Below are 23,469 nucleotides of genomic sequence, written 5' to 3' on the forward strand. Positions count from 1 at the left end.
CTGCCGAACGGCATAGGCAATCGGCACCGGTTGGCCGATGGCGAAGCCCGCCAGGCCCGGCAAAGTCGGCTCATTGAAACCCACAGGAACGTTACGATGAAACTGAAAACCTTCGCCGCTGCCGCTTTTTTCATGCTGACCACACCCTTGGCCCTGGCACTTGAAACAACGCCATACGTTTATCGCACCGTAGCCGAGCAGCCACAGAATCAGAATGACCGTGAAATCGCCGCATTGTTCGACCGTTGGAACGCGGCCCTCAAAACCGGCAACGCTGCTGCAGTAACCAGCCTGTATGCGCCGGATGCGATATTGCAGCCCACCGTATCCAACCAGGTGCGCAACACGGCGGCACTGATTCAGGATTACTTTGAACACTTCCTGGCCGGCAAGCCGGTGGGGCAGATCAACTATCGGGAAATCCGTCACCTGGGACCTGACGCGGCGATGGACAGTGGTGTCTATACCTTTGCCCTGACCAACGCCGACGGCTCCAAGCGCGAGGTTCAGGCGCGCTACACCTTTATCTATGAACGCATTGACGGTCAGTGGAAGATCCTTAACCACCACTCCTCGGCCATGCCGCAAGTCCAGAAGCAACTGCATGCCAGCCACTGAGGCCGTTTGAACAAATGAGTTCGTCCCTGGCTGCGTTGGGGGGCGAACCACCCGTTTGGCAGGCTGGCAAAAAACGATAGGCCAGTGTCATTAACAGAGCGGTTCGATAAAGAAGTTGGATTCGTGCGGGAACATTAATTAGAATCACTCTCATTTAATGTATTCCTTGCACAAGGCTTCTTGACATGTCTGATGCAGCTACGCCAACGGAGCGTTCCTTGCACGCGCTGTACCGAGACCACGGTGGCTGGCTGGAAGGCTGGTTGAGACGACGCATGGGCAATGCCTGGGATGCCGCGGACCTGCGCCAGGATACGTTCCTGCGGGTCCTGTCCAGCGCTCAGCCATTGGCCGATCTGCACGAACCACGCGCTTATCTGCTGACAGTCGGCAAGCGTCTGTTGAGCAACTTTTACGCGCGCCGCAACCTGGAGCAGGCTTACCTCGACGCCTTGGCGAGCTTGTCCCCAGCGTGCGTACCGTCCCCGGAGCAGCGCTGGCTGCTGCTGGAAACGTTGCAAGCCCTGGATGAATTGCTCGATGGCCTGCCGGCTCTGGTGCGGCGGGCTTTTTTGTGGAGCCAGCTCGAAGGCCTGGGCTACCGTGAAATCGCCGAGCGCATGCAGGTGTCGGAGCGCACCATCAAGCGCTATATGGCCCAGGCTTATGAGCATTGCCTGTTGGTGGAGTTTTGATGCGCCAGGCCCCTTCGCCTGAAGCTCGCGAAGTCGCCCGGGCGGCGGCTCGCTGGCTGGCCATGATGGAGTCTGGCGGGGATGACTTCGATTGCGCCGCGCTGCAACGCTGGCGCGACAGCAGCGCCCACCACGAGGCCGCCTGGCAAAAAGCCCAGCGATTGCGCCAGCGTTTCGCCGGGGTGCCGCCTTCATTGGGTATGGCGACCCTGGATCGCCCGGCATTGCCCCGTCGGGCGGTGCTCAAGCGTGCGCTCGGCGTCGCCGCGTTGGTGCCCACGGCCTGGTGGCTGGGGCGAGAGCTGCCGCTGGAGGTCTGGCGCGCCGACCTGCATACGGCCACGGGCGAACAGCGGCGCTGGTCGCTGGCCGACGGCAGCGCCTTGCAGTTGAATACCGACAGCGCCCTGGACCTGGACCTCAAGGCTCGACGCCTGGTGCTGGTGCAAGGGGAGATGGCCCTCAATGTCCAGGGCCCTGCGCCATTGGCCATTCAGGCACCGTTCGGCCTGATCTCCGTCAGCCGTAGCGAGGTCTGCGTACGCCTGAATGAGCGCAGTTGCCTGGTGTCGGTCCTCAGTGGTTCGGTGCAACTGCAACCGCTGCGCGGGCCAATGCTGACACTGAAGGAAGGCGAGCAGGTCAACCTCTTGGCCTCGGGCGCCGGACCGGTGGGGGCGTTCGACGTAGCGCAGTTGGGTTGGCGTGACGGTGTGCTTGTCGCGCAGAACCAGCCGTTGGGGGATTTTCTCCGTGAGCTGGGCCGATATCGCCCAGGTTTATTGCGTTGGGACCCCGCCCTGGAGTCGCTGCGGGTGACCGGCAGCTTCCGTCTGGAAAACACCGATCGAATCCTCGCGTTGCTCTCGGCCAGCCTGCCGCTGCACGTGCAAACGCGCACCCGATACTGGGTCACATTGACGCTGCGCAAAAATACTGTCTGACGCCTGTCCCCTTTTTTTGTCTCGCTTGTCATTCAAGGCAACTGAACAAAAACGAGAGCTCCCCCCAATGTCCGCAGTAGTACCTTTGCGTTTTTGCCCGGCCCTTGCCGGCTGGCGTCCGCTGTTGAACCTGAGCCTCGTGCTCAGCCTGAGCGCCAGCCCATTGTTCATGTCCTCCAGCCAAGCCGAAGAAGCTGCCCGACGCAGCTATCAGGTGCCGGCCGGCAGCCTCAGCGCCGCGCTCACCCGGTTCGCCGGCCTGGCGGGGGTCAACCTGTCGGTCGACCCGGCCCTGGTGAGCGGGCATAACAGCCCCGGTCTGTCGGGGGAGTATGCCGTGGAGGAGGGCTTTGCCCGACTGTTACAGGGCTCGGGTCTGCAACTGCAGCCGGTGGGCGAGCAGGCTTACATCCTGACCCCGGCGCCGGAAGGCAGCAGCTTGCAACTGGCTCCCACCTCGATCATGGGGGCCACGAGCCTGGCGCAGGGCGAGCCCTATGCCGGTGGCCAGGTCGCGCGCCGCGGCTCGCAAGGCTTGCTCGGGTCGCGAGACTTCATGGAAACCCCGTTCAGCATGACCACCTATACCAGCGAAGTGGTCAAGAACCAGCAGGCTCGGACCCTGGGCGACCTGATTGCCAGCGACCCTTCGGTTCGCGCCACCAATCCGGCAGGCGGGCGTTTCGAGCAGTTCACCATTCGCGGTTTCAGCCTGTTCAACAGTGATGTCGCCTACAACGGTCTCTACGGCATCCTGCCGACCTATTCGATCGACATGGAGATGGCCGACCGCGTCGACATCATCAAGGGCCCGACCCAGCTCATCAACGGCGTCTCGCCACGTGGCAGCGTGGGTGGCGGGATCAACGTGGTGCCCAAGCGGGCCACCGACAAACCCATCACTTCGTTCACGGGCAGCTACGCCTCCAACAACCAGCTCGGCGGCGCCGTGGATGTCGCCCGGCGTTTTGGTGAAGACAACCAGTTCGGCGTTCGTTTCAACGGCGTGAAGCAGTCCGGCGACACTGAATGGGATCACCAGAGTGTCGACCGCGACATGGCCGTACTGGGCCTGGATTTTCGTGGCGAGCGTCTACGCCTCTCGACGGATATCGGGCGCACCGAGCGCGATACCGACGCGCCGCAGGAGCGCGTGCTGGTAGGGGCCAACGCACAGGTCCCGCACGCCAGCGATGTGCGCCGCAACTACGCTCAGCGCTGGAGCAAGGCGCGCACCAAGGACACTTTCGGCGCGGTGAACGCGCAATACGATGTCAACGATTCCGTGATGCTGTACGGCAGTGCGGGGGCGCGCAAAAGTGATCATGACTTCCTGCGGCACAACGTTTCGGTCAGCAACGACGCTGGCGATTTCAGCGTTCAACCCCGCGACTTTACCCGCGATGAAAATGTCCGCACGGCCACGGCCGGGGTGCGCAACTGGTTCCATACCGGCCCGGTGAGCCATGAGATCAACCTGGCCGCCAGCTACTTCTACATGGATTTCACCAATGGCGGCGCTCGTTATGCTTCGTCCCCGAGCAACCTGTATGACCCGGTGCAAACGCCGACTCCGAGCGACCCCACGCGCCAGGACAGCAAGGTCTATACCGAAAACCGCTCCACCGGCGTGGCGCTGTCCGACACCCTGGGTTTCTTCGATGATCGACTGCTGCTGACCCTCGGCACCCGCTGGCAGCGGATCAAGGTTGACGACTGGACGGATAACGTCAAAGGCGCCACCGCGTACGACGAGGAAAAGATGTCGCCGTCGGGCGGAATCCTGTTCAAGGCAACCGATAAGCTGTCGTTGTATGCCAACTACATGGAAGGCTTGAGCCAGGGCAAGATCGCGCCGTCGACCTCGATCAACGAGGACGAAATATTCCCGCCGTTCATCAGTCGTCAGGTCGAGGTGGGAGCCAAATATGACGCGGGTGCGCTCGCCGTCACCGCCGCCGTCTTCCGGATCAAGCAGCCTGCTTACGCCACCGATGCCACGACCCGTGTCTTCGGCCCGAACGGCAAACGCGAGAACACCGGGGTTGAGTTGAGCGTGTTCGGTGAGCCGCTCAAGGGGTTGCGTTTGCTCGGCGGGGTCATGTACATCGACAGCGAGTTGACCGATACCACCGATGGCGCCTTTGATGGTAATCGGGCGCCGGCCACGCCCAAATACAATGTCAACCTGGGCGCCGAGTGGGATGTGCCGACCGTGCAGGGCCTGACCCTGACCAGCCGCGCCATCCACTCCAGTTCGCAGTACCTGGACCAGTCCAACACCAAGGAAATCGATTCCTGGGAGCGTGTGGATGTGGGCGCGCGCTACGCGTTCAAGGTGGACCAGAAGAACATCACTCTGCGTGCCAATGTCGAGAACGTCGCGGACAAGCGCTACTGGAGTTCAGCCGGCGCCTCGGATGACAGCGAGGCAGGCTTGACCCTGGCAACGCCGCGCACTTACCTGCTTTCGGCCACCGTGGACTTCTAGACCGATGTGCAGCTTCAGGGATGAAGCTGTTTCTCAGGCGTCACGGAACAGGTCGTGGGCATCCAGCAAGCGCCAGGCGATTTCGGGACGTTTTTCCAACCCGCGTCGAATGGCGGTGGGGATCGACTGGCGAATCTTGCGGCACAGGCCGGGCTGCTCCTGGAACTCGATGGCGATGCCGCGCATGGTGCGTACTTCGTTGTAGCCGGGTTCGACGCTCAGGCGGATTCCGAGGTTCTCGTACATACGCTGCTGCAACCGTTGGAGTTCGTCCAGGCTCTGGATATTTTCCAGCCGTTCGAGCAGGCGTTTTTCTTCCTGACGGTTCAAGCAAAGAATGCGCAGGTCACTGCCCGGGGTTTGCAGCAACGCATCACGCCCGCAGTCACAGACACCAGGCGGGCAGGGGGGGCGGATCGGAATCGACGCGGTCATGGGCTCCACAGGTCAGCAACGAGCAAATCGCCTCTGAGTGTATCGGCGGTCCAGGCAATGTGATGCCTGGCGGCATGCCGGTCAACCCTGGCGAGTGGCCGCTTGTCTAGCGCCGTTGTGAGCGGGCGCTGGGCCGAGCCCGCAGTAGCAATGTGGGAGCGGGCTTGCTCGCGAAGACGGTTGTTCGTCCAGCATTGCTACCTGCTGACGCACCGCCTTCGCGAGCAAGCCCGCTCCCACAAGGTTTCTGTTGCTTATACAAATGCCGTGCGCCTACAGCCCCAAGTCAGACAGCCCCGGATGATCATCCGGCCGGCGACCCAGCGGCCAATGGAATTTGCGTTCGCTTTCCTGGATCGGCATGTCGTTGATGCAGGCGTAGCGGTTGGACATCAACCCTTGCTCGTCAAACTCCCAGTTTTCATTGCCGTAGGAACGGAACCAGTTGCCCGAATCGTCGTGCCATTCGTAGGCGTAGCGCACGGCGATACGGTTACCGGTGAAGGCCCACAGTTCTTTGATCAGCCGGTAGTCCAGTTCCTTGGCCCATTTACGGGTCAGGAAGGCCTTGGCCTCTTCGCGGTTATGGGCGAATTCGGCACGGTTGCGCCATTGAGTGTCCAGCGTATAGGCCAGGGACACCCGTTGTGGGTCGCGGGAGTTCCAGCCGTCTTCGGCCAGGCGGACTTTTTCAATGGCCGATTCACGGGTGAAAGGCGGCAGCGGCGGACGAACTTCAGCAGTGGATGACATGGCAGATCTCCAGTGAGTGATCGAGCAAGTGGCACAGCGGTTTACGGGAACGGGTTATTCAGTTTCAGCCAATAAGGACTTCAGTATGTTTTGGGCCTGGTCGGCGGCGCTGTGATCGCCCATGACCAGTGCGACGGTAATGGCGCCATCGATCAGGATCAGTAACTGCCGGGCCAAGGCATCCGGGCTCTCGACGCCTTGTTCTGTGCATAGCCGGGTTACATAGTCGAGCAACTTCTGTTTATGCAGTTTGGCGACCTGGCGGACCGGGTTCTGTGGATCGCCGGTTTCGCCACTGGTGTTGATGAACGCACAGCCACGGAAACCTTCGCTGTCGAACCAGGTTTTGAGCACGGTAAACAGGTTGAGCAGCCGGGCGCGCGGAGTAGGGGCCTTGTCGACCTCACTGCTGAACCAGTGCATCCAGCGTTCGTCGCGCCGCTGGAGTGCGGCCACGATCAGATCGTCCTTGTTGGCAAAGTAGCGATAAATGCTCTTTCTGGAGACGCCGGCGGTTTTCACCAGCAGATCCATGCCGGTGGCCGCGATGCCACTTTTATAGATCAACTTTTCGGCGACATCGAGAATAATGTCTCGGGTCTCATTGCTATTGATTTCGTTCATGTCGCCAACAGTAGAACGATCGTTCTCCTTGGTCAAATTGTTTTTTCATGACGCCCTGAAGACCCGAACCCATCGATGGTGTAAGCTCAACCACTCTTCGGATTCGACCTTTTGCGAGCCCTATGCCGTCGCTTTTCAAACGCCCCTTGCTGCCTAAGCTGCGCAGCTTTGCACTGACCGCCGATGCCGTGACCATCCTCGATGGCGCCGCCGAGTTCCGCCGTTGCCTGCTGGAGCAAATCGCCCAGGCCACCCAGCGCATCTACATCGTCGCCCTGTACCTGCAAGAGGACGAGGCCGGGCAGGAAATCCTCGATGCCTTGCACGCCGCCAAGGCCAAGCGTCCGGAACTGGACGTGGTCGTGGTGGTGGACTGGCTGCGGGCCCAGCGCGGGCTGATCGGCGCCAAGAAGCAGCCGGGCAATTCGGCGTGGTATCAGGAACAGACCCGCACTCACGCCAGCGAAGTGCCGATCTACGGCGTGCCGGTGCAGACTCGCGAGTTGTTCGGCGTGCTGCACCTCAAAGGCTTCGTGATCGACGACTGTGTGCTTTACAGCGGCGCCAGCCTCAATAACGTCTATCTGCACAAGTTCGACAAATACCGCTACGACCGCTACCACCTGTTGCGCAACGAGGCACTGGCCGACTCGATGCAGCACCTGATACAGCATGGCTTGATTGCCTCCAGCGCCGTGCATCGTCTGGATTTGCCGAACCTGCCCAGCACTCGCAGCCTGCGCAAGGACATCGGCGATCTGCGCAGCCGGCTCAAGTACGCCGCGTATGACACGCAGGCCGGCAACCTCGACAAGAGCGGCCTGTCGGTGAGCCCGTTGCTGGGCGTGGGCAAGAACAATCCGTTGAGCCGGGTGATCGGCGAATTGATTGCCAGCAGTCGCCGGCAACTGACCATCTGCACGCCGTATTTCAATCTGCCCCTGGGGGTGACCCGGGAAATCAATCGCGCGCTGGCTCGCGGGGTCAGGATCGACATTATCGTCGGCGACAAAACCGCCAACGACTTCTACATGCCGCCCAGCGAGCCGTTCAAGATCATCGCCGCGCTGCCCTATCTCTACGAAATCAGCCTGCGCCGCTTCGCCAAGCGGCATCAGCGTTACATCGACAGCGGCCAACTGAACCTGCACCTGTGGCGTGACGGTGACAATACCTATCACCTCAAGGGCATGTGGATCGACGAGCGCTACACCTTGCTGACCGGCAATAACCTCAATCCACGGGCGTTTCGCCTGGACCTGGAAAACGCTTTGTTGCTGGATGACCCCAAGGGCGAACTGCTGGGGCCGCGTCAGGCCGAGCTTGAGCAGATTTACCAGCACACCCGGCGCATCGATCGATATCTGGACCTGGAAACCCTGCCGGACTATCCCGCCGCAGTCGCCAGGTTTCTGAAACGGGTCAGCCGGGTGCGGATCGAGCGGCTGCTTTACCGGATCCTGTGAAAGCTCGTGCTATGTCGGAAAAAGACACCATCTCCATCCAGTTGGTACGTGAGGCGCTGCTGCAAAGCTGCGCTCCCGGAGCGGCCACCGATGAGGTTCTGAGCAAGGTCGGCATAGACCCTGCGTTGCTCGACGACTCCCAGGCGCGGGTCCCGGCCCATGCTTATGCGCGGCTCTGGCGTTTGCTCGCCCGACGCCTGGATGACGAGTTTTTTGGCATGGACCCGCGCAAGCTCAAGTCGGGTAGCCTGGCGTTTCTCTGCCAGTGCGCCATGGCCCAACCCACGCTGGCGAGCGGCCTGACGGCGGGGCTGGGGTTCCTCTCGCTGATGTTCGAACAGTTGCCGGCCCAATGGGTCCGTCAGCAGAGCCTGGCGGAAATCGTCCTGCTGGAGGACGATCAGGATCCGCGACGGGCCTTCACCTATTTCACCTACTGGATGATTGTTCATGGCGTGGCCTGTTGGCTGGCCGGGCGGCGTATTCCGATTCTTTCCATCGAGTTGCGTTGCCCGGAACCGGATTTCTGCGACGACTATCGTGTGATGTTCTCCCGGAACCTGCGCTTTGACCGGCCCCGCACCCGGATGATCTTCTCCGCCGAATGCCTGGACCTGCCCATCCGACGTAGCGCCGAGGAACTCAACCGCTTTCTGGCCCAGGCACCGGCCAACATCCTGGTCAAATATCGTGACCCGCAAAGCCTCGCCAGCCGCATCAGACACGACCTGCGCCAATTGCCACCCGAGCAGTGGCCGGAGACCGAGGCTCTGGCCCAGCAGTTGTGCGTTTCGGCCTCGACCCTGCGCCGCCGCTTGGCGGAGGAGGGCCAGACGTATCAAGGGCTCAAGGACAGTGTGCGCAAAGAGTTGGCCATCAACTGGCTGGCCGAACCTTCCATCAGTTTCGTGGAAATCGCCGCACGCCTGGGGTTTGCCGATGCCAGCTCCTTCTACAAGGCGTTTCGCAAGTGGTCCGGGTCCAATCCGGGACATTATCGCAGCCTGATTCTCAACGATCCTGGCTGATCCGGGATGTGGGTTGAGTGGGCTTGCGCTATCGCGGGCAAGCCTTGCTCCCACATAAGGTTCGCATTGCCCCGGTGGGAGCGAGCCTGCTCGCGATAACGGCCTCCCAGACGCCACATCACCCAACCATGGCCAAACCAGTCAAGCAACTTGATGGCTTTGACCATTGCCGCCCAAGCCCTTCGGCGCGAGTATTTCCCTGCTGTTTACGGTTCCCCCAACCAATAAAAAGTACAGAGGGATTCTGGTCATGCGCGATTACTCGTCCGCCACGTCACAGTTCGATTACCTGCACACCGTCAACACCGCGCTGCACGGCTCGCTCGAGGCATTGAACGCCTGTGTCGAGTGTTGCGACCGGCATGCGTTGCCGGGGCGTATTGCCTTGTTCTGGGAGGGTCGCGACGGCAGCGACGCGACCTGGACTTACCGTGACTTGCAGGACAACGCCGCGCGTTTTGCCAATTTCCTCCTGGCCCAAGGCGTGGGCAAGGGTGACAAGGTGGCCGGCCTGCTGCCACGTACCGCTGAATTGCTGATCGTGGTACTCGCCACGTGGCGCATCGGCGCGGTGTATCAGCCGTTGTTCACCGCGTTCGGCCCCAAGGCCATCGAACACCGTCTGGGCAGCTCCGGTGCGCGTGTTGTGGTCACCGACGCGGTCAATCGCCCCAAACTCAACGATGTAGCCGGTTGCCCCACAGTGGTCACGGTCGGCGGCGCAAAAGGCCAGGGCATCGTTCGCGGCGATTACAGTTTCTGGGCAGAAGTGGCGAACCATGCAAACCAGTGCGAACCGGTGATGCTCAGTGGCGAAGACCCGTTCCTGTTGATGTTTACCTCCGGCACCACCGGGCCGGCCAAGGCGCTGTCGGTGCCGCTCAAGGCCATCGTCGCATTCCAGAGCTACATGCGTGACGCCGTGGACCTGCGTCCCGAAGACGCCTTCTGGAACGTCGCTGATCCGGGCTGGGCCTACGGCATCTACTTCGGTGTGACCGGCCCTCTGGCCATGGGGCATCCCATCACGTTCTACGATGGGCCGTTCACCCTGGAAAGCACTTGCCGAGTCATCAACAAGTACGGCATCACCAACCTCGCCGGTTCACCCACTGCCTATCGTTTGTTGATCGCCGGGGGCGATCAGTTCGCCCGCTCGATCAAGGGCACGCTGCGCGCGGTCAGCAGCGCCGGAGAGCCGCTGAACCCGGAGGTCATCCGCTGGTTTGCCGACAACCTGAACGTGGTGATCCACGATCACTACGGCCAGACCGAACTGGGCATGGTGCTGTGCAATCACCACGCTCTGGAACATCCGGTGCACATGGGCGCGGCTGGTTTCGCCTCGCCGGGCCACCGGATCGTGGTGCTGGATGAAAATAACCGTGAATTGGGCGTGGGCCAGCCGGGCATTCTCGCTGTCGACCGCAGCCAGTCACCGATGTGCTGGTTCGCCGGTTACGAGGGTGGGCCAACCAAGGCTTTCGTCGGCGATTATTACCTGAGCGGCGACACCGTTGAGTTCAACCCCGATGGCAGCATCAGCTTCGTCGGCCGCAGCGACGACGTGATTACCACCTCCGGCTATCGCGTCGGCCCGTTCGACGTGGAAAGCGCACTGATCGAACACCCCGCCGTGGTCGAGGCGGCGGTGGTCGGCAAGCCCGATCCCGAACGCACCGAACTGGTGAAAGCCTTCGTGGTGCTCAGCGCCCAATACCGCGCCGCGCCAGAGCTGGCCGAAGAGTTGCGCCAGCACGTGCGTAAGCGCTTGGCCGCTCACGCCTATCCCCGTGAAATCGAATTTGTCAGCGACTTGCCGAAAACCCCAAGCGGCAAGTTGCAGCGCTTTATCTTGCGCAACCAGGAGATCGCCAAGGCTCAAGAGGCCGCGGCGCCTAACGTTTCAGCTTGAATCCAAGGAAACCATGATGCAGATCGACAACAAGATTTTCCTCGTCAGCGGCGGCGCGTCCGGCCTCGGCGCGGCCACCGGTGAGATGCTGGTCAAGGCCGGTGCCAAGGTGATGCTGGTGGACCTCAACGCCGAAGCCGTGGCTGCCCAGGCGCAGATGCTGGGCTGCCAGAGCGTGGTGGCGGACATCAGCAACGAAGCGGCGGCAGACGCGGCGGTCAAGGCCACCGTGGCGGCGTTCGGTGGCCTCAATGGCCTGGTGAACTGCGCCGGCATCGTGCGCGGCGAGAAGATCCTCGGCAAGAACGGCCCGCACGCGCTGGCCAGCTTCAGCCAGGTGATCAACGTCAACTTGATCGGTAGCTTCAATCTGTTGCGTCTGGCCGCCGCTGCCATCAGTGAAACCGATGCCGATGCCGATGCCGAGGGTGAGCGTGGTGTGATCATCAATACCGCTTCGGTGGCGGCTTTCGACGGCCAGATCGGCCAGGCAGCCTACGCGGCCTCCAAAGGCGCCATCGCCAGCCTGACCCTGCCGGCCGCCCGGGAACTGGCGCGCTTCGGCATCCGTGTGATGACCATCGCCCCGGGCATTTTCGAAACGCCGATGATGGCCGGCATGACACCCGAAGTACGCGACTCCCTGGCCGCCGGCGTGCCTTTTCCACCGCGCCTGGGCAAACCGGCCGAGTACGCGGGGCTGGTCAGGCATATCATTGAAAACACCATGCTCAACGGTGAGGTGATCCGTCTCGACGGCGCCTTGCGTATGGCTGCCAAGTAGGAGCAATTGTCATGTCCAACGATCCGATTGTTATCGTCAGCGCCGTCCGCACCCCCATGGGCGGCTTTCAAGGTGAACTGAAAAGCCTCAGCGCTCCGCAACTGGGAGCCGCCGCCATTAAAGCTGCCGTGGAGCGGGCCGGCATTGCCCCTGATGCGGTTGAAGAAGTGCTGTTTGGCTGTGTGCTCGCGGCAGGCCAGGGCCAGGCTCCGGCGCGCCAGGCCGCACTGGGGGCCGGGCTCGATAAATCGACCCGCTGCACCACGCTCAACAAGATGTGTGGTTCGGGCATGGAGGCGGCAATTCTTGCCCATGACATGCTGATCGCCGGCAGCGCCGAGGTGGTGGTGGCTGGCGGCATGGAAAGCATGTCCAACGCCCCGTATCTGCTCGACCGCGCCCGCAGCGGTTTGCGCATGGGGCACGGCAAGGTGCTTGACCACATGTTCCTCGATGGCCTGGAAGATGCCTACGACAAGGGCCGCCTGATGGGCACCTTTGCCGAAGATTGCGCTGAAGCCAATGGTTTCAGCCGCGAAGCCCAGGATGCTTTCGCCATCGCTTCCACCACCCGAGCCCAACAGGCGATCAAGGACGGCAGCTTCGACGCCGAGATCGTGCCGTTGCAGGTCATGGTCGGTAAGGAACAGGTCACCGTGCGCCACGACGAACAGCCGCCCAAGGCCCGCCTGGACAAGATCGCCTCGCTCAAACCAGCGTTCCGTGAGGGCGGAACGGTCACCGCAGCCAATGCCAGCTCCATCTCTGACGGTGCCGCAGCGCTGGTGTTGATGCGCCAGAGCCAGGCTCGGGAGCGAGGCTTGAAGCCGTTGGCGGTGATTCACGGTCACGCTGCGTTTGCCGACACGCCGAGCCTGTTCCCCACCGCACCCATCGGCGCGGTGAAGAAACTGATGGAAAAAACCGGTTGGTCGCTCGACGACGTGGAGCTGTTTGAAATCAACGAGGCTTTCGCAGTGGTGGCGTTGGCGACCATGGGCGCGCTGGAGATCCCCCACGACAAGGTCAACGTCCATGGCGGCGCCTGCGCGTTGGGCCACCCCATCGGTGCGTCGGGCGCGCGGATTCTGGTGACGCTGCTTTCGGCCCTGCGCCAGAAAGGCCTCAAGCGTGGCGTCGCGGCCATCTGCATCGGTGGCGGCGAAGCCACGGCTATGGCCGTTGAATGCCTGTATTAAGGAATCACCATGCTCCCGACTGAAGAACAGACTCAAATCAGCGACGTGGCCCGGCAGTTCGCTCAGGAGCGCTTGAAACCGTTCGCCGCTGAGTGGGACCGCGAGCACCGCTTCCCTAAGGAAGCCATTGCTGCAATGGCCGAACTGGGTTTCTTCGGCATGCTCGTGCCGGAGCAGTGGGGCGGTTGCGACACCGGCTACCTGACTTATGCCATGGCCCTGGAAGAGATCGCCGCCGGCGATGGGGCGTGCTCGACCATCATGAGCGTGCACAACTCGGTGGGCTGCGTGCCGATCCTCAAGTTCGGCAGCGATGAACAGAAGGCCAAATTCCTCACCCCCCTGGCCAGCGGTGCGATGCTCGGTGCCTTTGCATTGACCGAGCCCCAGGCCGGTTCGGACGCCAGTAGCCTCAAGACCCGGGCACGGTTGGAGGGCGATCACTACGTGCTCAATGGTTGCAAGCAGTTCATCACCTCCGGGCAGAACGCCGGGGTGGTGATTGTGTTTGCGGTGACCGATCCGAGCGCCGGCAAGCGTGGCATCAGTGCGTTCATCGTGCCTACCGATTCGCCGGGCTACAGCGTGGCGCGGGTCGAAGACAAACTGGGCCAGCACGCCTCCGACACCTGCCAGATCCTGTTCGAGGATGTCCGTGTTCCGGTGGGCAACCGTTTGGGGGAGGAGGGCGAGGGCTACAAGATCGCCCTGGCGAACCTGGAAGGCGGGCGGGTCGGTATCGCGGCGCAGTCCGTGGGCATGGCCCGCGCGGCGTTCGAAGCGGCCCGCGACTATGCTCGCGAGCGGCAAAGTTTCGGCAAGCCGATTATCGAACACCAGGCCGTGGCGTTCCGTCTGGCTGATATGGCCACCCAGATCGCCGTGGCGCGGCAAATGGTCCATTACGCCGCTGCTTTGCGCGACAACGGCCAGCCGGCGTTGGTGCAAGCGTCCATGGCCAAGCTGTTCGCCTCGGAAATGGCCGAAAAAGTCTGCTCCATGGCGTTGCAAACCCTGGGCGGTTACGGTTACCTCAACGATTTCCCGCTGGAGCGCATCTACCGCGACGTGCGCGTCTGCCAGATCTACGAAGGCACCAGCGACATTCAGCGCATGGTCATTTCGCGCAATCTTTGAACAGGAGTCCTGCATGAGCTACGAAACGATTTTATTGGAGATCAAGGACCGCGTTGGCCTGATCACCCTCAACCGTCCCCAGGCCTTGAACGCCTTGAACGCGCAGATCGTCAGCGAGCTGAACCAGGCGCTGGATGCATTGGAGGCTGATCCAAAGATTGGCTGCATCGTGCTGACCGGCTCGAAAAAAGCCTTTGCCGCCGGTGCCGACATCAAGGAAATGGCCGAGCTGACCTACCCGCAGATCTACCTCGATGACTTGTTCAGCGACAGCGACCGCGTGGCTAACCGGCGCAAGCCGATCATCGCGGCGGTGAACGGGTTTGCCTTGGGCGGGGGTTGCGAACTGGCGTTGATGTGCGACTTTATCCTGGCCGGTGACAATGCCAAGTTCGGTCAGCCGGAGATCAACCTGGGCGTACTGCCGGGCATGGGCGGCACCCAGCGGCTGACTCGCGCAGTGGGCAAGGCCAAGGCCATGGAAATGTGCCTGGCCGGCCGTTTCATCGATGCAGTGGAAGCTGAGCGGTGCGGCATCGTCGCGCGTATCGTGCCGGCTGATGAATTGCTCGACGACGCGCTGAAAACCGCCGCTCTGATCGCCTCCAAGTCAGTGCCCATCAGCATGATGGTCAAGGAAAGCGTCAACCGCGCCTTTGAAGTCAGCCTGTCCGAAGGTGTGCGTTTCGAGCGCCGGGTCTTCCATGCGGCATTTGCCACGCAGGATCAGAAGGAAGGCATGGCGGCGTTCGTGGCCAAGCGGGCGGCGGAGTTTCAGGACAAGTAATGCGGCGTCCTGACTGACGCCATCGCGAGCAGGCTCGCTCCCACAGGGTTCGGAGGTGTACACAGAGATTGCGTACACCAAAGATCCCATGTGGGAGCGAGCCTGCTCGCGATGCTTTTTCAGCCATCACACCAGGTAGTTCTTTAACTCCCGGGCAATCACCATCCGCTGTATCTCGCTCGACCCTTCATAGATCTGGGTAATCCGCGCATCGCGGTAGTAGCGCTCCACCGGATAATCCTCGAGATACCCATACCCGCCATGAATCTGCATGGCCGAGGAGCAGACTTTTTCGGCCATTTCCGAGGCGAACAGCTTGGCCTGGGAGGCTTCCGACAGGCATGGCTTGCCGGCGCTGCGCAGGCGGGCGGCGTGGAGGATCAGCAGGCGGGCGGCGTTCAGGCGGGTGTGCATGTCGGCCAGCAGGTTGGCGATGCTCTGGTGCTCGATGATCGGCTTGTCGAACTGCACCCGGTCCCGCGCGTAAGCCAGGGCCGCTTCAAACGCCGCACGGGCGATGCCCAAGGCCTGCGCCGCGATGCCGATGCGGCCGCCTTCCAGGTTGGAGAGGGCAATCGCCAGGCCTTTGCCGCGAGCCCCCAACAGGTTGGCTTCGGGGATGGTGCAGTTGTTCAAGGTCACGGCGCAGGTATCCGAAGCGCGGATGCCCATCTTGTGTTCCGTGCGATCGACGATGAAGCCCGGCGTGTCGGTCGGCACCAGAAACGCCGAAATGCCTTTCTTGCCCAGCTCAGGATCCGTCACCGCAAAAACAATCGCCAGTTTCGCCCGCTTACCGTTGCTGACGAATTGCTTGGCGCCATTGATCACCCAATGGCCGTCCCGCAGTTCGGCGCGGGTGCGCAGGTTGTGGGCTTCGGAGCCGGCCTGGGGTTCGGTGAGGCAGAAGCAGCCAATGGCCTGGCCGCTGGCCAGATCGGCCAGCCAGGTCTGTTTCTGTTCGTCGGTGCCGAAATTGAGGACCGGCCCGCAACCCACCGAGTTGTGAATGCTCATCAGCGCCCCGGTGGCGCCATCGCCTGCGGAGATTTCTTCCACCGCGAGGGCATAGGCCACGTAATCGACGTAGGTACCGCCCCATTCCTCGGGCACCACCATGCCCAGCAGGCCCAGCTCACCCATCTTCGCCACCAGGGCGTCGTCGATCCAGCCGGCTTTTTCCCAGGCCTGGGCATGAGGGGCGATCTCGCCGCGGGCAAAATCCCGGGCCATGTCGCGGATCATCACTTGCTCTTCGGTCAGCTCAAGGTCGTGCATGGTTCAGTTCCCGTGGTCGTCGAAGCCGTCGAAGAAACTCGCCACGTGGCGCTTGTCCAGCGCCCCCAGGGTCGGCGGGTTCCACTGCGGGTTCTTGTCTTTGTCGATGAGCAAGGCGCGCACGCCTTCGATCAGGTCGCCGCGCTCGAACCATTGACGGTCCAGGTGCAGTTCCAGGGCAAAACAGTCTTCCAGGCTCAAATGTCGGCCGCGACGCAGCATTTCCAGGGTTACGGCCATGGCCAGGGGCGAGCGTGTCTCCAGCAGGTCGGCGGTTTTCAGCGCCCACTCATGGCTGTTGGCGACGGTGACCTGACGCAACTGCTCGACCATGCTTGGCACGTCCGCAAGGGCAAAGAAGTGATCGATGGCCGGGCGCAGGTCGGCCAGAGGCGGGGCAGGCAACTGCTGCATGCCGAGCTTCGCCAGCAGGCCTTGCAGGTCCTTGAGGGGCGTGTCGTGCCATTCCAGGCGGTCGAGACGTTCATCGAGCCGATCGAGCTTGTCGCTGTCCAGATACCAGTCGGCCAGCCCGCAATACAGCGCGTCGGCAGCACGGATCTGTACGCCACTGACTCCCAGGTAGATGCCCAGTTCGCCAGAAATACGCGGCAGGAAATAGCTGCCCCCGACGTCGGGGAAGTAACCGATGGCGACTTCCGGCATGCCCAGGCGGCTGCGTTCGGTCACCACCCGCAGGTCGGCACCTTGTGCCAAGCCCATGCCGCCGCCCAGGACGAAACCGTCCATCAAGGCGAGGATCGGTTTGCGGTAGTGATGAATCGTCAGGTCGAGGGCGTATTCCTCGACGAAAAAGTCTTGGTGCAGGTTGTCGCCCTGCTTGTGGCTGTCGTACAGCGAGCGGATATCGCCGCCGGCGCAAAACGCCTTGTCACCGGCACCGCGCAGTACCACGGCGCGGATCTGTGGGTTCATAGCCCAGGTATCGAGCTGTTGCTGCAAGCTGCGCACCATGTCCAGCGTCAGGGCATTGAGGCCGGCGGGGCGGTTCAGGGTCAAGTGGCCGATATGGTTGCGTACTTCGACCAGCACTTCATGAGCCACGGCTCCGATGGGTCCCGAGGCTTGTGATGAAACCTGAGCTGTCATCGCTAACTCCCTGCTTTTATTGTTCTTTATGAATTGTGTCGCGCGTACCCGGTCAGGATCGTACCAGTGCAAATTTGCCTTGCACAACCGGGATACGTGCAGGTCCTGTCTGCATATTTATAGCAGCCTCAGGCTCAGCCGCGACCCGAGAGGACTTCCGTGATGCTGCGACGCCTGGCATTGCGTTCGCTGGCGTGGATCAATTGCTCGAGATCTTCGGGAGTTACGTCAAAGAATGCTTCCATTTGCTCAAGAGCGAGCTTCAAGTCCTCAGCCGTAATGGCCTGACGGTCGATGGGCGAATGGTCGGCGGGAATGACCGGCGTCGGCTCGCTGGCGCGCTTGGGATAGCGCACGCGCGTCAGGTTGTTATAGGCCAATGCACTCAATAGCAAGGTGGAACCGGCCAGCATCGCGGCACCGACGGCCTGCCAGTCCAGGGCGATGATCGACGGATCGGCCAATACCATCGTCGCCGCCAGGGCACCCGCCGGAGGGTGCAGGCAACGCAGCCAGCACATCAACACCAGCGCCATGCCGGCCGCCAGACAGGCGCTCCCCAGGGTACGGCCCAGGACATGGGCCACCAGCAATGCCACCACCGAGGCGCACAAGTAACCGCCGAAGATCGACCAGGGCTGGGCGAGGGCGCCTGAGGAGACGGCAAACAACAGCACGGCCGAGGCGCCGAGCGGGCCAATCAGGTGTTGCGCCACCTCAAGGCCAAACACCTGGCCGCACAGCCAGACACTGAACATCGTACCCAGGGCCATACCGATGGCGGCCCGGCTCCATTCGGTGGGGCGGGTATTGATAGCAGCGGGGAACCAGCGAGAAAGCATTAAGCGAAAATCCAAAAAACGAACAAAAAAAGGGGCTTACGGGAGAATCCCTGAAAGCCCTTTAAGTGTTCCAACAGTTGGGGGAGGAACGATGCACAGTGTGCCGTTCGCGGCCCCTGCTTACAAATTCATATTAATGCTGTTTGAGTGCACTTATTTTGAAGTAAAGAAGATCATGCGCTTCTGGACGCTTGAAACCAGGTTTGCTGAGCGATAGGCAGGTTGCACGATTGCCCGCGCCCTATGGGGAAATAGGTAAAGCCCTTGTCTGCCATGCGGTCCGGGTCATACAGGTTGCGGCCATCGAAAATCACCGCAGCCTTGAGCCGTTGCTGGATCAGATCGAAATCCGGCGCCTTGAACGGTTGCCATTCAGTGCAGATCACCAGTGCATCGGCCCCCGGCAAAACCGATTCCGGCGTGCCCATCAACATCAGCTTCGATTCGTCGGGATACAGCTGCTGGGTCTGCTGCATGGCCTCTGGGTCAAAGGCGCGGACACTGGCACCGGCACCCCACAACGCCTCCAGAAGGGTACGACTCGGCGCATCGCGCATGTCGTCGGTGTTGGGCTTGAAGGCCAAGCCCCACACCGCGAAGGTTTTACCGCGCAAATCGCCTTTGTAGAACGCCTGGATGCGTTCGAACAGCTTGTGCTTCTGCCGTTGGTTGATGGTTTCCACCGCTTGCAACAGATCGCTGGAGCAGTGGGCTTGCTCGGCCGTGTGGATCAGCGCGCGCATGTCCTTGGGAAAACACGAGCCACCGTAGCCGCAACCCGGGTAAATGAAGTGATAACCGATGCGCGAGTCCGCGCCGATGCCCAGGCGCACGGCTTCGATGTCAGCACCCAGGTGTTCCGCCAGCTCCGCGATCTGGTTGATGAAGCTGATCTTCGTCGCCAGCATCCCGTTGGCTGCGTACTTGGTCAGCTCGGCGCTGCGCAGGTCCATGAACAGGATCCGGTCGTGGTTGCGATTGAAGGGCGCGTACAAGTCGCGCATGGTGTCGCGCACTTCATCGCGTTCGCAGCCGATCACGATGCGATCCGGGCGGCGACAATCGGCCACTGCCGAGCCTTCCTTGAGAAACTCGGGGTTGGACACGATATCGAACTGCAACAAACGGCCGGCCTTGAGCAGGCATTTGTCGATGTGCGCCCGCAGGGCGTCGCCGGTGCCCACCGGTACAGTGGATTTCTCCACGACAAGGACTGGTTGTTCGCGGTAACGAGCCACCGCCTCACCAACGGCCAGGACCTGACTCAAATCGGCCGAGCCATCTTCCCTGGAAGGCGTACCCACGGCGATGAACAGCACCTGGCCGTGCTGCACGGCAAGCTGGTCATCGTGGGTGAAATGCAGGCGTCCGGCCTCCAGGCCCTCACGCACCAGCGCGGCCAGACCGGGTTCGAAAATACTCACCTGGCCCTGGCGCAAGCTTTCGACTTTCTGTTCGTCTATGTCCATGCACACCACGTCATGGCCCACCTCGGCCAACACCGCCGCTTGCACCAATCCCACGTAACCACTACCGAATACACTGATTTTCATGGCGGACTCCCTGGATGACTTCCGAACGGGCAGGCACGTACAACCCGCACATCGCCGCAATGCGCGCATCAGCAGAATAAGTCGGGGATATTTCAGTTCGCTGACAGGCTGCAGCGGTTGCGGTCAACCCGTGGGCAAGGGAGGGGAGCCACCCTGGTCTGAACGTGTGCTGTCAAACTCGCCGCTACGCGGCAGTTTTCAGGCCTTGACCCAGCGTTGACGACTCCAACTGCTCAGCGAGTCGACCGCGAGGACCAGCAGCAGCATCGCCAGAATCACCGTGCTGGCCTGCGCCTCCTGGAACAGGCTGAGGCTGACATAGAGCATTTGCCCCAATCCGCCGGCGCCGACGAAGCCCAGCACGCTGGCCATGCGGATGTTGTTTTCCCAGCGGTACAGGATGTAGGCCAACAGCTGCGGCATCAGGTTGGGCAGGGTGCCGTAACAGAACGCCCACACGGCATTGCCGCCTTGCAGGCGAATGGCTTCGGCCGGTTCGGGTGGGGTGTTTTCCAGCGCTTCGGCGAACAGCCGGCCGAGCACGCCGGTGGTGTGCAGCGCCAATGCCAGGGTGCCGGCATTGGGGCCCAGCCCAGCAGCCAAGACCATCAGCGCCGCCCACACCAGTTCAGGAACCGCGCGCAAGGCGTTGAGTACCAAGCGCGAGGTGCTTTGCATCGGCCAACCGAAGCGCCCGGCGGCGGGGAGGGCCAGGACCAGGCCGAACACCGCGGCGAGCAGGGTGCCAAGGGCGGACATGGCGATGGTTTCCAGGGCACCGTGGCCGATTGCTTTCAGATGGCTCGGGCTCAGGTCCGGGCTGAGAAAACGCTGGGCATAAGCGCCCATCCGGTTCAGGTTGTCGCCGTCGCCAAGCTGGCCGAGGTCGATGCCCAGATAGGCGAACGAGGCGACGACGGCTGCACCGATGCACAGGAGCAATATCGCGTTGAACAGGCGGTTCATGCCAGCCTCCAGCGCAGCAGGCGACTGAGTTGATCGGCCAGCAGGACCAGGACGAGGAACGTCAACAGCATGCTCGCCACTTCACCGCCGGCGAACATGCGCAACGACAGGTCCATTTGTTGGCCCAGGCCACCGGCACCGACGAAGCCCATCACCACCGAGGCGCGGATGGCGCACTCCCAGCGATACACCGTGTAGGACAGCAGCTCCGCCGCGACATTGGGCAGGATCCCGTAGCAGAAGGCTGTCAGTCGGCCGCTGCCAGCCTGCAACAGCGCATGTGCCGGACGCTGGTCGACCGACTCGTAGATTTCCGCGTAGACCTTGCCCAACATGCCGCTGTAGGTAATGGCGATGGCCAGCACCCCGGCAGTCGGCCCCAGACCGACGGCGCGGACGAAGAGCAGGGCCCAGACGATTTCCGGCACGCTGCGCAGGAAGATCAGCAGACCGCGTACCGGCCAGCGCAGCAGTTGCCCCCAATAGCCCGGTTGGCCACCCCGGGAGGCCGCAGACAGCGAAAGCGCACGGCTGGCCAGAAGGCTGGCGGGGACGGCGAACAGCAATGCCAAAGCCATGCCCGCCGTGGCAATGGCCAAGGTCTGCAAGGTGGCTTGCAATAGCAGCTCAATGAACGCTTCGCCATGGGCCGGTGGCCAGAAGGCCGAGACAAACCGGCCCATCTCGCTTTGACTGTCGCTCGTCACCAGCACGCCAAGGTCCAGCTCGCTGAAGTGGATGCCCGGCCACAGCAGGACAAGCGCCAACAGGCAGAGCAGTAGGCGAGGGCCGCTGGCGGGGTCTCGGGTATCGCGTGTCAGCATCGCGGGATCTGCACACTCAAGGGGGAGGGCGGTGGGGGCGAGGGTTGCAACTGCTCATTGGCGTAGAGTTTGTCGAGCCGCTCACGGTCGACGGCATCGGTCGGCAGATCGAACAGGATCTGTCCGTCACGCAGGCCGATGATCCGCGAAAAGTGCGCCAGGGCCAGGTCCACCGCATGCAGGCTGGCGACCAGGGTGACGTTGTGCTCCCGGGCATGGCGACAGAGCACTGAAAGGGTGTGCTCGGCCAGCACCGGATCCATGGCCGAAACAGGTTCATCGGCCAGCAACACCTCGGGCGCCTGATACAGCACCCGAGCAATCCCAACGCGTTGTAACTGGCCGCCGGAGAGTTGCTGGCATTGCGCGAACAGCTTGTCGCTCAGATCCAGCCTGGCCAATGCCGCCCGTGCGCCGGGAACATCCAGCGGGTGCAGCAGGTTCAGCAGGCTCTTGCCCATGCCCCACTGACCCAGTTTGCCGGCCAGCACCGCAGTGATTACGCGCTGGCGCGGTGGCAGGGGCGGCGCTTGGTGGATCAAGCCGATGCGCGCGCGCAGGCGCTGTCGTTGGCGGGCAGATAACTGCCAGGCCGTTTCACCGAGCACCTGCATTTCGCCCTGACCCGGTCGTAGGGCCGTGCCCAGCAGATTGAGCAGGCTCGATTTACCCGCGCCGGACGGACCGATGATGGCGACCTGTTCGCCGGCACCGATGTGCAGCTCCACGCCACGTAGCGCCTGGACACCGTTGGCGTGGGTAAGGCTGACCTGGGTCAGATGTAATGTCATTTGAGCAATTCGGCGGCGCGTGCGGCTTCCTCGATGCCCTTGTAGTTCTCAGGCTTGGTTTCGATGAAGCGGCTGGCAGCCTGCAGATCGAGGATTTCCTTGTCCTTCGGATTTGCCGGGTCGAGTGCCAGGAAGGCTGCCTTGATCTTGGCTGCCAGCGCCGGGTCGAGCGTTCCGCGCACCGTCCAGTTGTAGTCGAAGTAGGCCGGGGTGGTGGCAAACACCTTGACCTTGGTGGTGTCGACCTTGCCGGCGGCGACCAGTTTTTCCCAGACGCTGGCGTTCAGTACTCCAGCGTCCACTTTGCCGGCCTGGACCCAGGCGACGGTGGCGTCATGGGCGCCCGAGTAACCTACGCGGCTGAAGTAGCTTTCCGGCTTGATGCCGTCCTGGAGCATGAAATATCGCGGCATCAGGCTGCCAGAGGTGGAAGACACTGAACCGAATGCAAAGGTCTTGCCCTTGAGGTCGGCGAGGGATTTGACCGCAGGGTCGGCGGTGATGAATTTACTGGTGAATTGGGCGTCCTGCTCGCGCTGCACTAGCGGGATCGCATTACCGGTTTTCAAGCGTGCTTGCACGAACGTGAAACCACCCAGCCAGGCCAGGTCGATGCGGTCGGTCGCCAGCGCCTCGACCACCGCCGGGTAGTCGCTTACGGGAATGAACTCGACTTTCATGCCGGTCTGTTGTTCCAGATAAGCGCCCAAGGGCTTGAACTTACGCAGCAATTCGGTAGGGGCTTCATCGGGAATCGCGCTGACTTTCAGGGTGTCGGCGGCCTGGGCCAGCAAGGCGCTGAAAGACAGGGTCAAGCCGACGGCCAATGCCAGGGAACGCTTGAGCATGGAAAATCTCCGGTACGTTAACGCAGGAATATTGAAGCGCCAGGCACTCGCGAACAACCGCATGGCGCTTTGTGAGGGTAGACGAATGAGTGTGATAACGGTCGTTTTTGGCCCTGGTGAATCTCGGCCATCCAGTCACAATGCGCGGATCCTACAAGCTCAAACGCGCGATGCAAACAGTTCTTGGCTGTTACCGCCCCCCTGGGGATGGATTGTCCCGAGCGTTTACGATTTTTTCCATAGTCTGAATGATGTAGCCTCGCAGCGGCTATATGTCAGTTCGCTATCAGAGGTTTGCTGTGTCCAGGATGATCGAGCCCCGAGTGCGCTATGGATGCCTGCTTCATGTTGTATGTTGGTTCTATCTGAGTGGGGCCCAGG

General features: G+C 62.0%; 22 protein-coding genes. 11 read left to right on the forward strand and 11 right to left on the reverse strand.

The genetic code is table 11. The annotated features are described in order from the left end of the window. Window positions 1–96: 96 nt before the first annotated feature. The 4 genes from GKKCFE_RS11000 to GKKCFE_RS11015 all read left to right on the forward strand — a co-directional run bounded on the left by GKKCFE_RS11000 (window position 97) and on the right by GKKCFE_RS11015 (window position 4,748). A complete protein-coding gene (locus GKKCFE_RS11000; RefSeq protein ID WP_047226507.1) occupies window positions 97–618 on the forward strand; it encodes an SgcJ/EcaC family oxidoreductase in 522 nt (173 codons plus the stop codon). A 185-nt stretch (window positions 619–803) separates the two neighbouring features. Beyond that, window positions 804–1,313: a sigma-70 family RNA polymerase sigma factor gene (locus tag GKKCFE_RS11005; RefSeq protein WP_322834019.1), complete on the forward strand. Its 510-nt coding sequence runs from the start codon at window positions 804–806 to the stop codon at window positions 1,311–1,313. Next, a complete protein-coding gene (locus tag GKKCFE_RS11010) occupies window positions 1,313–2,257 on the forward strand; it encodes a FecR domain-containing protein (RefSeq protein ID WP_322834018.1) in 945 nt (314 codons plus the stop codon). Before GKKCFE_RS11005 ends, GKKCFE_RS11010 begins: the two co-directional genes overlap by 1 nt. A 67-nt stretch (window positions 2,258–2,324) precedes the next feature. Next, the gene (locus GKKCFE_RS11015; protein WP_445577832.1) at window positions 2,325–4,748 is read left to right on the forward strand and encodes a TonB-dependent siderophore receptor; all 2,424 of its coding nucleotides are present in this window, start codon (window positions 2,325–2,327) and stop codon (window positions 4,746–4,748) included. Window positions 4,749–4,781: 33 nt separating this feature from the next. Here GKKCFE_RS11015 and GKKCFE_RS11020 read toward each other — a convergent pair whose 3' ends face one another. From GKKCFE_RS11020 to GKKCFE_RS11030, 3 genes are all read right to left on the reverse strand, one after another. Next, window positions 4,782–5,183, reverse strand: a complete 402-nt coding sequence (locus tag GKKCFE_RS11020; RefSeq protein WP_047226503.1) for a hypothetical protein — start codon at window positions 5,181–5,183, stop codon at window positions 4,782–4,784. 273 nt (window positions 5,184–5,456) lie between these two features. Next, window positions 5,457–5,936 carry a nuclear transport factor 2 family protein gene (locus GKKCFE_RS11025; RefSeq protein WP_047226502.1) on the reverse strand — a complete coding sequence of 160 codons (480 nt, stop codon included), beginning with the start codon at window positions 5,934–5,936 and terminating at the stop codon, window positions 5,457–5,459. A 54-nt stretch (window positions 5,937–5,990) separates the two neighbouring features. Next, complete coding sequence (locus tag GKKCFE_RS11030; RefSeq protein ID WP_445577833.1) at window positions 5,991–6,560, reverse strand: TetR/AcrR family transcriptional regulator; 570 nt, start codon at window positions 6,558–6,560, stop codon at window positions 5,991–5,993. Window positions 6,561–6,682: 122 nt separating this feature from the next. Between GKKCFE_RS11030 and pssA the strand changes: the two genes are divergently transcribed. From pssA to GKKCFE_RS11065, 7 genes are all read left to right on the forward strand, one after another. After that, on the forward strand, window positions 6,683–8,026 hold the full coding sequence (gene pssA / locus GKKCFE_RS11035; RefSeq protein ID WP_139050333.1) for a CDP-diacylglycerol--serine O-phosphatidyltransferase: 1,344 nt from the start codon (window positions 6,683–6,685) through the stop codon (window positions 8,024–8,026). 11 nt (window positions 8,027–8,037) lie between these two features. After that, a complete protein-coding gene (locus tag GKKCFE_RS11040) occupies window positions 8,038–9,054 on the forward strand; it encodes an AraC family transcriptional regulator (protein ID WP_047226499.1) in 1,017 nt (338 codons plus the stop codon). A 250-nt stretch (window positions 9,055–9,304) separates the two neighbouring features. Further along, window positions 9,305–10,969 carry an AMP-binding protein gene (locus tag GKKCFE_RS11045; RefSeq protein ID WP_047226498.1) on the forward strand — a complete coding sequence of 555 codons (1,665 nt, stop codon included), beginning with the start codon at window positions 9,305–9,307 and terminating at the stop codon, window positions 10,967–10,969. A gap of 16 nt (window positions 10,970–10,985) precedes the next feature. Continuing rightward, the gene (locus GKKCFE_RS11050) at window positions 10,986–11,753 is read left to right on the forward strand and encodes an SDR family NAD(P)-dependent oxidoreductase (protein WP_445577834.1); all 768 of its coding nucleotides are present in this window, start codon (window positions 10,986–10,988) and stop codon (window positions 11,751–11,753) included. Between the two features lie 11 nt (window positions 11,754–11,764). Further along, the gene (locus GKKCFE_RS11055; protein ID WP_445577835.1) at window positions 11,765–12,952 is read left to right on the forward strand and encodes an acetyl-CoA C-acyltransferase; all 1,188 of its coding nucleotides are present in this window, start codon (window positions 11,765–11,767) and stop codon (window positions 12,950–12,952) included. Between the two features lie 9 nt (window positions 12,953–12,961). Then, window positions 12,962–14,089 (forward strand): acyl-CoA dehydrogenase, encoded by a 1,128-nt coding sequence (locus tag GKKCFE_RS11060; RefSeq protein ID WP_047226495.1) that lies wholly within the window; start codon window positions 12,962–12,964, stop codon window positions 14,087–14,089. Window positions 14,090–14,102: 13 nt separating this feature from the next. Then, window positions 14,103–14,876 carry an enoyl-CoA hydratase gene (locus GKKCFE_RS11065; RefSeq protein WP_445577836.1) on the forward strand — a complete coding sequence of 258 codons (774 nt, stop codon included), beginning with the start codon at window positions 14,103–14,105 and terminating at the stop codon, window positions 14,874–14,876. A 126-nt stretch (window positions 14,877–15,002) separates the two neighbouring features. On the opposite strand, the gene GKKCFE_RS11070 is transcribed toward GKKCFE_RS11065, so the two are convergent. The 8 genes from GKKCFE_RS11070 to GKKCFE_RS11105 all read right to left on the reverse strand — a co-directional run bounded on the left by GKKCFE_RS11070 (window position 15,003) and on the right by GKKCFE_RS11105 (window position 23,088). After that, the gene (locus GKKCFE_RS11070) at window positions 15,003–16,154 is read right to left on the reverse strand and encodes an acyl-CoA dehydrogenase family protein (protein ID WP_047226493.1); all 1,152 of its coding nucleotides are present in this window, start codon (window positions 16,152–16,154) and stop codon (window positions 15,003–15,005) included. A 3-nt stretch (window positions 16,155–16,157) separates the two neighbouring features. After that, a complete protein-coding gene (locus GKKCFE_RS11075; protein WP_445577837.1) occupies window positions 16,158–17,264 on the reverse strand; it encodes an enoyl-CoA hydratase/isomerase family protein in 1,107 nt (368 codons plus the stop codon). A 134-nt stretch (window positions 17,265–17,398) separates the two neighbouring features. After that, window positions 17,399–18,106 carry an HPP family protein gene (locus GKKCFE_RS11080; RefSeq protein WP_076384904.1) on the reverse strand — a complete coding sequence of 236 codons (708 nt, stop codon included), beginning with the start codon at window positions 18,104–18,106 and terminating at the stop codon, window positions 17,399–17,401. A 173-nt stretch (window positions 18,107–18,279) separates the two neighbouring features. Next, window positions 18,280–19,659: a UDP-glucose dehydrogenase family protein gene (locus tag GKKCFE_RS11085; RefSeq protein WP_316913179.1), complete on the reverse strand. Its 1,380-nt coding sequence runs from the start codon at window positions 19,657–19,659 to the stop codon at window positions 18,280–18,282. Window positions 19,660–19,857: 198 nt separating this feature from the next. Beyond that, a complete protein-coding gene (gene phnE, locus GKKCFE_RS11090; RefSeq protein WP_047226489.1) occupies window positions 19,858–20,625 on the reverse strand; it encodes a phosphonate ABC transporter, permease protein PhnE in 768 nt (255 codons plus the stop codon). Beyond that, window positions 20,622–21,449, reverse strand: coding sequence for a PhnE/PtxC family ABC transporter permease (locus GKKCFE_RS11095; RefSeq protein ID WP_047226488.1), 828 nt, complete (start codon window positions 21,447–21,449; stop codon window positions 20,622–20,624). The genes phnE and GKKCFE_RS11095 overlap by 4 nt, the downstream gene beginning before the upstream one ends. Beyond that, window positions 21,443–22,240 carry a phosphonate ABC transporter ATP-binding protein gene (locus GKKCFE_RS11100; protein WP_339487712.1) on the reverse strand — a complete coding sequence of 266 codons (798 nt, stop codon included), beginning with the start codon at window positions 22,238–22,240 and terminating at the stop codon, window positions 21,443–21,445. The genes GKKCFE_RS11095 and GKKCFE_RS11100 overlap by 7 nt, the downstream gene beginning before the upstream one ends. After that, the gene (locus GKKCFE_RS11105; protein ID WP_047226486.1) at window positions 22,237–23,088 is read right to left on the reverse strand and encodes a putative selenate ABC transporter substrate-binding protein; all 852 of its coding nucleotides are present in this window, start codon (window positions 23,086–23,088) and stop codon (window positions 22,237–22,239) included. The genes GKKCFE_RS11100 and GKKCFE_RS11105 overlap by 4 nt, the downstream gene beginning before the upstream one ends. Between the last annotated feature and the right edge of the window lie 381 nt (window positions 23,089–23,469).

It is taken from the genome of Pseudomonas sp. E141 (assembly GCF_052659885.1).